We start from the raw sequence: 13,385 nt of genomic DNA on the forward strand, positions 1-13,385 counted from the left end.
CAACTTTAAACTTTCAACCTTAACCTTTCTACTTTTTCAGCAAGTCCCTGATCTCAGTCAATAGCTTAATATCCTGTGGTGTTTCTGGTGTCGGCGCGGGGGCTGCTTCTTCTTTTTTCTTGAGCGAATTCATACCCTTTACCATCAAGAAAATAATAAACGCAAGGATGACAAAATTGATGACTATCGTGATGAAGTTGCCATACGCGAATACCGGCCCTTCTTTTTTCGCTTCATCAAGCGATAAGTTCGGAACAGCGGCCATTTTTGCCTTTACAGCATCAGATAACGGTAGGTATAGGTTCTTAAAATCGGCTTTAAAGAAAATGCCAACCAGCGGCATGATCAAGTCATTCACCACCGAGTTCACAATTGTTCCAAAAGCTGCGCCGATAATCACACCGACTGCCAGGTCCATTACATTTCCCCTAAGGGCGAAGGCTTTAAATTCTTTCAGCATAGTTTAAGGGGGTTTTAAGTTTTCTAAGATAGTTTTTCAAATCTTACGCCACAAGCAGCTTTAGAACAAACCTTGTTTTTTCCGGGCAAGCAATAATTTGTATCTTTTAACAAACATTGGGATATGCCAGGCAAAAAAAAGGGACCGAAGAAAACTACTCCGGCCGCTAGATCCCGCAAGAAAACTCTAACATCGTCACCTCGTCGTACTTCTTCCTTGAAGAAACCTGCGAAAAAGAGAGCCCCTGCAAATGAGGATTCGCTTGACCTTGCGTTACGGTCTGCGCACATGGGATTGTGGGACTTCAACGTCAAGTCGGGGCGTATCAAATGGTCTAGGAATACACACGAGATTTTTGGAATCGATCAAAAAGTACTTGGTAACACCCTCGATCAATTCCTGTTACTCATCGTCGATCAAGACCGGAAGAAAATTCTAGACAACATCGACAACGCTATCGCGAATCGCGAGAAGTTTGTATTGACCTATCGCATCATGAGACCCGACGGAGAAATCCGATGGGTCGAGGCTATCGGAAAGATCATCGTTGATAAAAAAGGTACACCGTCGCGGATGATGGGATCCATTCAAGACATTACCACGATCGAACTGGGCATACTTGAGAAGGAAGATTGGAAAATTCGCTATGAGTTGGTCACCGCTAGTGCAGGCTTAATCGTTTACGACTACGACATTCGCACGGGCAATATTGTGTGGAGTGGATTGGTGCAGGAAGTACTCGGTTACACACCACAAGAAATGGGAGACATTAACCGATGGGTTGACTTGATACACCCGCAGGATCGCGATGAAGCATTTCAAGAACTGGAGTTAGCCGAAAAAGCATTGCGCCCTTACAACGCTTACTATCGTTTCAAGCACAAGAAAGGAAAATACATCAATCTCTTTGACCGTGGCTTTTTTGTTACCGATGAATCCGGTAAGCCTTACCGCATGCTGGGTGCCATGCAAGATATCTCAGACCGCGTTAATGCGGAAGATACGATCGCTCAGAACAATCGCTTTAAGGAAAGCATCGAGAATGCCATGCCGGGAATGCTTTACGTGTACGACTTAGTCAACGACAAGAGTATCTATGCAAACCGAAATGCAAGAACACTCATGGGCTACACGCCGGAAGAGATCGACAGGCTCGGTGTAGATTTCACGCGCACCGTTACGCATCCTGACGATATCGACAACTTCGAGAAATGGACTAATGAACCCGACAACGTTGTGAAGGAAACGCAATATCGCATGCGAACCAAGTCAGGGCAATGGCGATGGTTCATCAGCCGCGATACTGTTTTTAAACGCGACGAGAAAGGTTTTGTCACGCAGATCATTGGCATCGCGCAAGACATCACCGAGCGAAAGCAATCTGAGGAGCAACTCCGCCAACGCGAGAAAAGTTATCACGAACTATTCGATACCGTAAGAGAAGGAATATTCATTCTCAACCTCGACGGCACTTTCGCCGATGTGAACAAAGGCGCTTGCGCCATGTATGGTTATGAGAAAGCAGACTTTATTGGTAGAACAACAGAGTTTCTTCGCGCACCGAACAAAAACAATGGCGGTTGGTTTGAGGAATATTTTCCGACAACAGCAGAAGGCCAATTATTTGCATGGTGGGGCAAACGGAAAAATGGCGACGTATTCTTACAGGAAGTGCGACTTAGCAAAGGTTCATATTTCGGCAAAGAAATTCTCATTGCAACAGCACGCGATGTTACAAAGCAACGTGAAGCAATGGTGGCGTTACAGGAAAGTGAACAACGTTTTCGCACACTTCAACAAGCATCTTTCGGCGGCATCGGGTTACACGATCAAGGTGTAATCATCGACTGCAACCAAGGACTGTGCGATCTTACAGGCTATACCCACCAAGAATTAGTTGGTAAGAATGGTCTCGACTTGATCGCAGAAGAATGGCGCCCCTTCGTGATCGACAAAATCAGAGGTAACTACGAAAAGCCATACGATGTGGAAGGGATTCGCCGAGACGGAACCCGCTTCTTCTTAGAAATTCATGGCAAACAAATTCCTTACGAAGGAAGACACATCCGTGTTACAGAGTTTCGCGACATCACGGAGCGTAAACGCGCAGAAGAAAAAATCCTCGAACAGAACACACGACTTCTGGCCATTACCGAAGAATTGAAACGTAATAATGAACAGTTGGAAGAGTTCACACAGATCGTATCGCATAACTTACGTGCCCCAGTGGGAAACATTCTCACGCTTTTGAACTTCCTGGAAGGAGCCGCCACCGCGGAAGAAAAAAGCGAGTACATCAACTACCTAAAAGAGTCTGGCAATTTGATTTTAACGACACTGCACGAATTGAATGATGTGCTTAAAATCAAGCAAACAAAAAATATTGAAAAGCAACTGATCCGTTTTGAGTCTGTGTTCAGTCAGGTGAAGGCCATGCTTGTCGCTAAAATAGCGGAAGCCCAAGCCGATGTTGAAGGTGACTTCAGCGACGCTCCAGAAATGCTTTATCCGAACATCTACATGGAGAGCATCTTTTTGAACTTACTCAGCAACGCGCTAAAATATGTTTACCCGCGACGAAAGCCAGTCATTCGATTCAGAACCTACAGACATGGGCATTTCACCATGTTAGAAGTAAGCGATAATGGATTGGGAATCGATTTGAATCGTTATGGCCACCAAGTATTTAGGTTACGCAAAACATTTCATCGTCATCCAGAGAGCCGGGGTATTGGATTATTCATGATAAAAAATCAAATTGAGGCCATGGGAGGAGAAATTTCAATCGCCAGTATTGAAAATGAAGGCACTACCTTCTACATTAACTTCAATAAGCATCAGAATGATGGACAATAAACAACCAATTATAGCACTCGTAGACGACGACAAGGTATTTCAACTTACTGCCTCGCGTACCATCAAAGCTGCAAATCTTACTGACAAAATACTTCAGTTCGAGAATGGTGAAGAAGCTTTACAGTTTCTTAAAGTCAACGCCGCCGAAAGTGAAAATCTTCCCGATGTGATTTTCCTGGATATCAATATGCCTTTTGTCGATGGCTGGATGTTCTTAGACGACTATGCAGAACTGAAGGAAAAACTAACTAAGCAAATCCGTATTTACATGGTAAGTTCATCGATTGACCCACGCGATATTGATCGAGCCAAAAGAAACGTACATGTTAGAGAATATGTGATCAAGCCTGTAAGTCGCGAGAAATTTGCTGAGTTATTAAATAGAGCTGCTTAGCAACCTATTGCGTTAGTCCCTTCTCCTTTGCAATCTTCATCAAGAGTGCCAATGCTTCCTCGCGATCGTTCTTGATTACGCCCTCCAATATCGCTTCTTTGATCTCTTCTTTGATGTCGCCGATAATTCTACTGGCCGGTATCTGAAACATTTCCATGATTTCATTTCCACTCACCGGTGGTTGAAAATTCCGGATGCGATCTTTCTCTTCTACCTCTGCCATTTTTTGCTCAACGAGATCGAAGTTTTTAAGAAAGCGATTTACTTTATCGTTGTTCTTCGAGGTGATATCTGCGCGACATAACTTCATCAAGGCGTCTGTTGCCTCTCCTGCTTCAAATAAAAGACGACGTACCGCGGAGTCTGTCACTTCCTTGACGAGCGGAATGGGTCGCAAATGCAAGCGTACCAATTTCTGAACGAACAACATCCGTTCATCCATTGGCAATTTCATCTTCCGAAAAATACCGGGCACCATGCGTGCACCGCGCTCCTCGTGTCCGTGAAATGTCCAACCGTGTACTTTATCGAACCGCTTCGTTGCCGGTTTTGCAATGTCGTGTAAAATTGCAGCCCAACGGAGCCACAAATCATCTGACATTTTCGCAACATTGTCGAGGACTTGAAGCGTATGAAAAAAATTGTCTTTGTGTGCCTTGTTTCCAACATACTCAACACCATGCAGCGCGACCAGTTCCGGAAAGAAGCGTTGAAGCATGCCACTGTGAAATAACAGCTTAAAACCGTACGAAGGCACTGGGCACGCAATAATCTTATTTAACTCATCCGTTATCCTTTCATGCGAAACAATTTTGATCCGTTCTGCCTGTGAAGAAATTCCCGCAAAGGTATCAGGATCGATATCATAGTTGAGTTGATTCGCAAACCGCACAGCACGCATCATGCGCAAGGGATCATCTGAAAATGTAATCGCGGGATCAAGTGGCGTGCGGATCATTTTTTTCTTCATGTCTGCAATGCCATTGAAGGGATCAATCAACTCGCCAAATCTTTTTTCGTTCACACAAATTGCCAATGCATTCATGGTAAAATCACGACGACGTTGATCATCACCTAAAGTTCCATCTTCTACGATCGGTTTTCGTGATTCGCGATTGTAAGATTCCTTTCGTGCGCCTACAAATTCAAGATCCAGACCATCGTGATGAAGTTGTGCTGTTCCGAAATTCTTAAACACATTTACCCGCATACTTGGGTTAAGGGCTTTGGCAACAGCCGTGGCCAATTCGATTCCACTGCCTACGCAGACAAAATCGATGTCTTTAAAAGGTTTGTCTTTGCGTTCTAAAATAAGATCGCGCACATAGCCGCCGACTACGTAAGCGTCTACGCCGAGTTGGTCGGCGACTGTACCTACGATTTTGAAAATCGGATGCTCTAAAGATGGCGTTAAATTCATTCCCGGATTAAAATCCGGCTAAAGTACGACCATCGCCCATAAAACGGAAAATTAATCCCGATTAAAGGTCGGACATGGTATAAACCGTTCTTTCTTACGGATTTTGACTTGTGAAGCGAGGTCAACCTTAAACTTTAATGCGACTTCATGCGCACCACCGGAAATCGGTCCGAGTTGAGAAACCGTGATATCATAGCTATAGCTGAGCTCCACTTTTTCCAATTGAAATCCGAGAATCACAACGACGGCGTCTTGGCTGATGTGATCATCAACATTTTGCTGAATCGGAATGCCGCGATACCACACGCCGACCACAACAGGTTCGTAAAGGAAATAGGTGCCGATATCCAACTGATCGAATCCGCCTTGCGTTTTGTAAACGAACGAAGGTGCAATAGCCGCAATACGATCTTTTTTAAATACACCGTGATACAACGGAATGCGCACACCGCCATGTATTGTAGTCTTAATCGGAATTTGTGACTCTTCTCCTACTAGTGACCGATTTGGACGATTCAAATGCGACATCGCAAAACCAAGCCAAAATTTTCTGCTGTATGCAAGCATCCCGCCACCAAAATCGAAATAGCTCGTGTTCTGCGTATCCGATTGCTTGACGATCGGTGGGCCACCAGGCGTATCAAATTCTAATTCATCATAGAATCGAAGCTTTGTGTAATCCACACTGCGAAAGCCTAGTCCAAAATTCAAACCGCTAGACAATACCCATTTATCATTGATATGTACTTTGTACGCGTATTGAAAATTAGCTTGTGTGGACTTCAAATTTGCAGAACCCGCCTTATCGACCATCAACAAAACACCGAGCCCGCTGTTGTATTGATCTAAATTATAGTCGTATGAAAAAGCATACGTTTGAAATGCATTGGTAATGTTCGGCCATTGATTTCTGTAGTTCGCATGAAAGCGATGATCCACAGACGTTCCACTAAACGCCGGATTCAAGTATAATGGCTGTGCATAGTATTGAGAGAACTCCGGATCTTGCCCCAAAGCAATCAATACGTTGACTGTCGACAGTAATAAAACCAGTATTGTATTTTTCATCACGCCGTGTTATCGAATTAAGTTAATGTCACCCGTTTGCGTAATGGACTTTCCATCATCATATTCAATAATGAGCTTGTATACATAAACATCTTGTGGGCATAGTTGACCTTTGTAGTAACCATCCCAACCTACTTCTTGATCTGAACTCTCAAACATCAGCGTGCCCCATCTGTTAAAGACGAGCATTTGAAATTTCGAAACACGGGTCATCAATGGAATAAATACCTCGTTATTCAGTTTATTGGTGCTTCCCGGACCAGACAGGTTCGGTCTGAACGCATTTGGAATTGCAAGACGGCCACTCATCACGGCTTTCACCGGTGTATCAATCTGCGTGGTGTCATTGCAACCATCCGGCCCATAGGCTATGAGTTGTATAATGTAATTGCCTTCTTGCTCATACTTATGGGTTGGCTGCTCTGCATCCGAGGTTGTGTTATCGCCAAAATCCCACAGATATCCTGTTGCACCGGCGCTTCTATTATTGGTATACAGAATGTCGCCTGGAAGATCCAGCACATTCGGATACACTGAAAATTGAGCGACAGCGGAAGGCAATACTTCGATGATCATTGACTTCACTTCCGTATCAACGTCGCCTGTTGTATTCGCAGCCGTAAGCGAAACCGTGTAGATGCCAGGCTCAAAGTACGTGTAGCTAGGATTGACCGCATTTGAAGAACCTTGGTTAGCACCAAATTGCCAAACGTAGGTCGAAGGATCAGCAAATTGCGACAAATTTGTAAAATCGACTGTCAAGGGCGCGCAACCTCGTGGCGGATCGTAACTGAAATCTACAATCGGCGGCGTTGGATTAATTTGCACCATCACAGTCTGCAGGGACGAGCAAGAGTTGTCGCTTATCGTGAGTGTGATCGCATAGGTACCTGCTTGTGTATACGTGTGGCTCGACACGGTTGGACTTGTCGATGTATTGTTATCACCGAAGTCCCACGCGTATTGCCATGGTCCCGGGGTTGACGTGTTTGTAATTGTTACCGTTGCATTCGGTAATGTTTGCACAGTTGGTGTTGCCATGAAAGATGCCACAAGATTTGTACTGCGTGGAACGACAATGCTTTCTGATTCTTGAATACTCTGACAGTTCGTGACATTTCTCGTACGAAGTCGAATTTCTAAGTTTTGATTTGCACCGGTCTTGTTGACTTCATAGTCGATATTATCGTCGGTCATCATTTGACTAAATACAATAACGTTGTTGATCAATATCGTCCATTCATATTCAACAAGTCCTTTCTGAGTAGCCTCAAAATTATAAGATGTTTTTTGACAGGTATTATCCAATGTATTCACAACGAATGTGCCGGAAGGGATAGGACTTACTTGAATGATGCGTGTAGAATCTTCTGAACATCCCGACACGAGCGTCGTACTCAATGTGATCTGGTAATTTTTTACGATTTGATCTGTATTTGGAAACACATGCGTATAGGTCGGAATCGTTCCTGTACTGACCTGACTAATCACACCACTCGCGTCGCTCACGGTCCACTCGTAGTCGGTAGGATTGAGTGCACGGGTTTGATTATCGACAGCAAAATTTACGGTCACGGGTGAGCAATTATTATCGAAGGGAGAATAATTGAGTGACGCGAATCCTGAGTTGGGCCCGGGGTTCACCGTGATGACGACTGTATTTGAAATTTGTTCACATCCGTTGACAGTCACTACACGAAGACGCACATCGTAAACCTTGTTGATTGACGTTGTATTTTCAAAATCAATTTGATGTGTATTACCGAAACCCGGATCCGTGGGACGTTGAATGGATTCTACCTCAAAATTCGTTTCACTTTGCTCTTTAAACTCCCAATAATATTCGCGGATACCGTCCGGTTGACCTACAATCGAATTGTTGGTGAAGGTCACTTCCAGTACACTACATCCTGTCGTTACATCGGCAGCGATACTAGCGTTGGGCAACGGATCGACCAACACATCTTGCTCAATATATTGCAGGCACTCACCTTCACTCGTTGTTAGCCTTAAAGCAACCCGATGGGTGCCACTCGTTGTGAACGTATAATCAAATGACGTTTCATCGTTCAGGCTGGCATCAGCATCAAATGTTCCGTCGAAATTCATGTCCCACTCGCGTAGTACGATTGTTTCTTCAGGGATTATTGGATTAATGGTTGATGCATCTTCGAAGTGCGTGTCGTTGCCGATACAAACGCGGTTGAATGTAAACGCAGGTCGTGGTTTCTCGAATATGCGCACCGTATCTTCATGATCGGTTTCACATCCGGTGTCGCTGTCGCGAATAAAAAGCCTCACTTTGTATAGCCCTGGGGTTGTGAACACACGATCGAATGGGCCGAGTTGCGTCGATGCGTAGCCACCTCCTGCCGGAAATTGAAAAGAGACGTTTCCATTTTGGTCTACGAACTCCCATCGCCATCGTGTAGTTGGTGTGGCAACGCCAGCTGAGACATCCGAGAAGCGAACATTGAAGGGCGTTAGCGGCGCAGTCGTTTCTTGACAGAAATCTCCGGAAATCGGATTGTTCGCGAGATCCGTGATCGCGATATCGGCAACCAATGCCGGTGTGATATTGACGATCCGCGTGGTCTGCGCTTCACAAGTACCTTGCGCTGTATTACTGATCGCGGTGAGGCGCACCAATTTTTGCCCGCCGGTAGCAAAGCTAAACGTTGGACTTTGACTTGTTATTCGCCGTAGGAATATTGTACCCGCAGCGTCGTCATAAAATTCCCATCGATAGGCATTGGCGCCAACGTTGGGTGTTTGATTTCGAAACGAGATATCTTCTCCAATACAAAAACTCGTTCGCGCATTTCCAAGTGCATCGCGTGTGAAGAATGCAGGTGTTGGCGCTGCAACAATCGTGATGTATCCTGTCGTCGCAATGGCATCTTCGTAGTTCGGATTGTTCGCATCACCATTCCAAGGATTGCAAACATTCCAGTTATACAATGTTACTTCAAACTGGTTGCCGACGATGTTGGCCAAATTCATCGGCGCATTCATCGGAAACGAGACAGCAGTTGGTGCATCTGCTGGCACCGGGACCGTGACGATAGGCCCAAAATACGCGCCCTGGACAGGCACACCTGTGCCACGTGTCTCGACATTCACAAGGTTACCAGCACCGTCCGTTAATGGCTGTGCCCCACCATCGGTCAACGTTAAATTTCGGATTGTTGCCGCAGCATTATGGTTTGTTCCGTAAACAAATTGCATATGTCGCGTCTCCCTGTTCGGGTTATCGGGCTCGGCAACGATGTTACAGTTGAAATTCGACGCGTCGCGAAATTGTGCGTTGACGATTGGGTTTTCGTAGCATACATCCCACGAATCTGGCGCCATCGCTACAACCCCATTGGCTTGATCGTCTGTAGACCAAAAAAACGCGGCCTGTACTTGTCTCGAAGTTAAGCACGCGACGCCTCTAAAGTACAACGTTGCAGAAGGTTGAATGCTGCATCGGCCATTGTTGGTATTGTACACGAAGGTAGCGTTAGCCTCATACACCCTGTCGTTATTCGTCACGGTAAGTCCGGCACCACTCACAACAGTTCGATTACCGCCAGGGTCATTCCATTCGTACACAATGGAGATATCATCCGGGTTTTGCTGCGACGTGAACGTATACCGGATGATGAATTTTGTTACAGTAACCGGCGCGCAACTCTGATCGGTGTCAAAGTCCACAAACCTAGCGGGTTGCAAGGCATTACACTGCCCAAAAACATTTTGGTGAAGACAAAAAACAAGGCAAAAAAAGAGTAAAAGTTTATTCAAGAACATTTTGTTTTTATCGGTCCAAAAAAAATCCGACTTTAAACCAACAGCTAGCACGGTGATCGCTTATATCACAAAGATTGCGTAAAGGAAACCATTGGAATACCTGATTTTTCCCGTCTGTTCGATGAAAGTCATAAGTGAGGAATGAACACGCAAAGAATGCGGATAAACGGGCACGCGAGGATACGTGAACAGCTTTTGAGATAATGGATTTCCCAGGGACTGCGGCGGGCGTCATCCCATGTTTGTGGGGGCATTAGTTTAAAGTGACGACCATCGGTCAATGAAGTCCTGCTTATGTCACGATCATCCCGGCAAATAGATACTTATTTTTTACCTTGACGAAAGTAAATATCAGATTGTATCCATGATCTTGAAAAAGTGAACTGGGAATATTGTAGCTCACGCGAACTAAATTATCAGACTCGTGAGTGGTAAAGTCTTTGTCACTTAGATTTTTGAAATGTTTCACCTTATCCAGACGGTTCTGAAAAATGAAGTGAGCATCATAAAATTCTGTTTCCTCGCCTGCACTATCACCACAATCCACACATTGAATTGTGTCCAGCGAATTCGCAACAAGGAACTTAACGTTTCTATTCTCCAGCTGTGTCTTGAAATTAACCCAAATGCTATCGATAGATGATAGCTTTTTGCGCTCGTCGCGTTGACCACATGAAATGACAGTAAAGCTAAGCAGTGCAAAAATCGAAGCTTGTAAAAAACTCATACTATGCCTTAACGATTTATTTTCTCCAATTTGTAAAGACACGCAATTTAGTGTCTTACCATTTCCGTCGAAGCTTGGCAAACTCATCCTGAATGATGTTCAAAGAATTGTTCTTACAATCGCGGATAATCTCGATAAAGGTATATCCTACAGGGAGATTTTCATCCCCACAATATAATCTCCATGCTTACTTTTACACTCTGCATTCCCACCTTCGAAGTGGTAAATGCTATCGGCTTCAACTTGTTGAAGTCTCAAGACACCAAAGTCGTGGGGCAAACCTCGCCATTTTCTAAGTAATTCGATTCAATACGAAAATACTTTTACCGAATCTCTTCGGAGAATGAGGGCTATCTGATCATTTTGATTCGCACCTACAAATCCCAATTCAGCTTTGATCGGATAAGCTGTCAATAAATCTTTTTGCTGTGCTACGGTTGAAGGTTTATGTTCACATGAAGCAACGATAACCACGAGAAAAAGAATAGCATTAATTATGACACGTGGCATAAGGAACCTTCGTATGTCAGTTGTTGATCAACGTACGCATGAGCGTTGTCGGCGATGAATACTTACCATGCCGTCCTTTCCCGTCATTTATGTCGGCGCGAACCGGAAAGTCGTTGAGAATGTGAGAGACTCTTACCTCGTCCCAATTTTCAATCCCACCTTGGTAATTGGGATATTTTAAGTTCTCGATATAATGATTGATGATTCCCATGATACGCCTATCATTATTGGTTTTACTAATGACCAAGCCGCCAAGTTCGTTTCTGAACCTAATTTCTTGCGCTTCATTTATCTTTATATCATAATCCAGTTGCCGGATAAGCCTTTCCTTAAAAACTTGAACAAAGTCCTTGACGTCCTTCTTCAAAATGTTTGCTATCAGCACTGCATAACAAGTTTTGTTGTTCACCAAGAGGAGACACTTTCTTCTGTCTATTGTAAATAGATGCCCGTTCCAATCCCCAAGTGACGAAGGTAGCTGTGAATGATTTTCTGGAGAAGTTTGTCTTAGAAATAGTTCTAACTTGTTGGAGCAGTAAATTGTCATTTCTTCTCGATCTAATCTTCATCTTAAGGAACACCGATACTATAACTTGTTTTTGTGCTGCTTTACCCTACGTCGCCAATAAATTACACCCGCGACGATGAATGCAAACGGTATGATTATAAATATCACGTCCCACCCGATTTGCTTATATGCATTGGCAAATTCCTGAAGTACAAAGAATAGTAAAATCAACAATCCAATTATTCGTAAAACTTTCATCTATAATAAATTCTCTGGTCCTACATCCTGCTTTTTGTCCGATCAATTTTCTCTGTATTTAAACACCTTCAATTCAAATCTCTTCTGAGGTAGATCATCTAAATTGGAAATCAAACTAGATCGAGCAACAAGATAGTTCCTATCGGGTGAAAGCACCATATCGTTCAGATGAAAAGATTTTCCCGATTCGAGCTTGCCATGCTGCTCAATGTATTGAAGGAGTTGCTTTCGACTGTAATCCTTGTTCTCGCCAGTCGCGAATTTTACAAACCGATACTTGATCGATGTAAAAAATAAAAACGTTCTTATCCTTTGGAACACCAACACTTGGCCGGCATCCGTAAGTCCGTAAAATCGTGAATATTTCTCCTGCGTTGCAAACCAGTTAACGTTTTTCCAAGTATCGGTATCAACGACTAAAATTCTAGGATGCTTCCAATCGTAACCGTACTTGACAAACAAAAACTTTTGATTGTTATAGGGCCAATATACTTCCGTTACGACGTCGGTGGTATGATGCTGACCAACGGTCCATAACCTTTCGGAATATTGCCCTGCGCCAACGCGACGAATGAGTACAGGAACAAGAAACAAAAAAGTAATAATCTCATTAGACTTTTTCAATTTATGGTATCCCATCATCTAACTGTCCAAATGTACATTTTTAACAACGCAGTTACCACGCAGCGGTTTTCACGTACTTAGCCTTCACGACTTATGCGACTTCCAAGTACTTTAAATTTGCTCAAGCTGCCTCTTTATGTTCGCTAACGCTGCCCGTGTACAATACGCTTGGTATGGTGACGTCAGAAATGTATCGACCAATGTTGTCAGCAGATTCCCAGGCTTTGAAAATGTTCTAATTTTAAAAATTAGCCCGGCCTCGGCTTCCTCTAATGTAAAAATGGATTCTCCTTTCTCAACATGTCCTTCGAGGGTCACGTAGCTAAAGCCTTTTCGCTTCGCGTCATCGATCACGTCATTAATTCGAACGCCAAAAATCATCTTCTGGGAAAAGTTCTTTACCGGGGGGAAAAAGACCTGCTGTAAAATCGTATCACCGACTTTCATGCTCCTTTTTTCAGACGACCATTGTGTCAAGAATGTCATGATATGGGAAGGGAATATATTGTAGTCGAATAAAAAATCAACATTACTGTCTTCCAAGCGCAGTGCCGTTCTGATATTTATTATCGTCACCTTCTCCTGCAACGTGGTTTTATCAAACGTCATTGTTGGCTTCGTCATCAGATGCCGTAATAGTCTGCTAAAATTATCAGACTGGTCTGTGATGTACAGCTTCATGTCGTACGAATAACGTATCCCATATAATCTCAAACCTTTTCATTCTTAACGTCAAAATACGCTCGATAGAAATTACCACCTCTT

General features: G+C 43.8%; 11 protein-coding genes. 2 read left to right on the plus strand and 9 right to left on the minus strand.

Features of this window, described 5'->3' with window-relative positions; all coding sequences use genetic code 11:
- Positions 1–28 precede the first annotated feature (28 nt).
- Positions 29–460 (minus strand): large conductance mechanosensitive channel protein MscL, encoded by a 432-nt coding sequence (mscL, locus tag DQQ10_RS10725; RefSeq protein WP_112746857.1) that lies wholly within the window; start codon positions 458–460, stop codon positions 29–31.
- Positions 461–583: 123 nt separating this feature from the next.
- Between mscL and DQQ10_RS10730 the strand changes: the two genes are divergently transcribed.
- Both DQQ10_RS10730 and DQQ10_RS10735 read left to right on the plus strand, forming a co-directional pair.
- The gene (locus tag DQQ10_RS10730) at positions 584–3,316 is read left to right on the plus strand and encodes a PAS domain-containing sensor histidine kinase (protein WP_112746858.1); all 2,733 of its coding nucleotides are present in this window, start codon (positions 584–586) and stop codon (positions 3,314–3,316) included.
- Positions 3,303–3,710 carry a response regulator gene (locus DQQ10_RS10735; RefSeq protein ID WP_221409709.1) on the plus strand — a complete coding sequence of 136 codons (408 nt, stop codon included), beginning with the start codon at positions 3,303–3,305 and terminating at the stop codon, positions 3,708–3,710. The genes DQQ10_RS10730 and DQQ10_RS10735 overlap by 14 nt, the downstream gene beginning before the upstream one ends.
- Positions 3,711–3,714: 4 nt before the next feature.
- Here the strand turns inward: DQQ10_RS10735 and DQQ10_RS10740 are convergent, their stop codons facing one another.
- From DQQ10_RS10740 to DQQ10_RS10780, 8 genes are all read right to left on the minus strand, one after another.
- The gene (locus DQQ10_RS10740; protein WP_112746860.1) at positions 3,715–5,130 is read right to left on the minus strand and encodes a CCA tRNA nucleotidyltransferase; all 1,416 of its coding nucleotides are present in this window, start codon (positions 5,128–5,130) and stop codon (positions 3,715–3,717) included.
- 51 nt (positions 5,131–5,181) lie between these two features.
- Positions 5,182–6,198 (minus strand): PorP/SprF family type IX secretion system membrane protein, encoded by a 1,017-nt coding sequence (locus DQQ10_RS10745; protein ID WP_112746861.1) that lies wholly within the window; start codon positions 6,196–6,198, stop codon positions 5,182–5,184.
- A 9-nt stretch (positions 6,199–6,207) separates the two neighbouring features.
- Complete coding sequence (locus tag DQQ10_RS10750) at positions 6,208–9,897, minus strand: PKD domain-containing protein (RefSeq protein WP_165823887.1); 3,690 nt, start codon at positions 9,895–9,897, stop codon at positions 6,208–6,210.
- 388 nt (positions 9,898–10,285) lie between these two features.
- Positions 10,286–10,720: a hypothetical protein gene (locus DQQ10_RS10755; RefSeq protein ID WP_133259614.1), complete on the minus strand. Its 435-nt coding sequence runs from the start codon at positions 10,718–10,720 to the stop codon at positions 10,286–10,288.
- Positions 10,721–11,026: 306 nt separating this feature from the next.
- The gene (locus DQQ10_RS10760; protein WP_112746864.1) at positions 11,027–11,230 is read right to left on the minus strand and encodes a hypothetical protein; all 204 of its coding nucleotides are present in this window, start codon (positions 11,228–11,230) and stop codon (positions 11,027–11,029) included.
- 16 nt (positions 11,231–11,246) lie between these two features.
- Positions 11,247–11,777, minus strand: coding sequence for a DUF6933 domain-containing protein (locus DQQ10_RS10765; protein WP_394341972.1), 531 nt, complete (start codon positions 11,775–11,777; stop codon positions 11,247–11,249).
- A gap of 261 nt (positions 11,778–12,038) precedes the next feature.
- Positions 12,039–12,620, minus strand: a complete 582-nt coding sequence (locus DQQ10_RS10775; protein ID WP_133259616.1) for a hypothetical protein — start codon at positions 12,618–12,620, stop codon at positions 12,039–12,041.
- A gap of 111 nt (positions 12,621–12,731) precedes the next feature.
- Positions 12,732–13,301: a DUF1990 family protein gene (locus tag DQQ10_RS10780; protein WP_245970374.1), complete on the minus strand. Its 570-nt coding sequence runs from the start codon at positions 13,299–13,301 to the stop codon at positions 12,732–12,734.
- Between the last annotated feature and the right edge of the window lie 84 nt (positions 13,302–13,385).

Origin of the sequence: Pseudochryseolinea flava (genome assembly GCF_003286915.1) — a bacterium.
GTDB lineage: Bacteria > Bacteroidota > Bacteroidia > Cytophagales > Cyclobacteriaceae > Ohtaekwangia > Ohtaekwangia flava.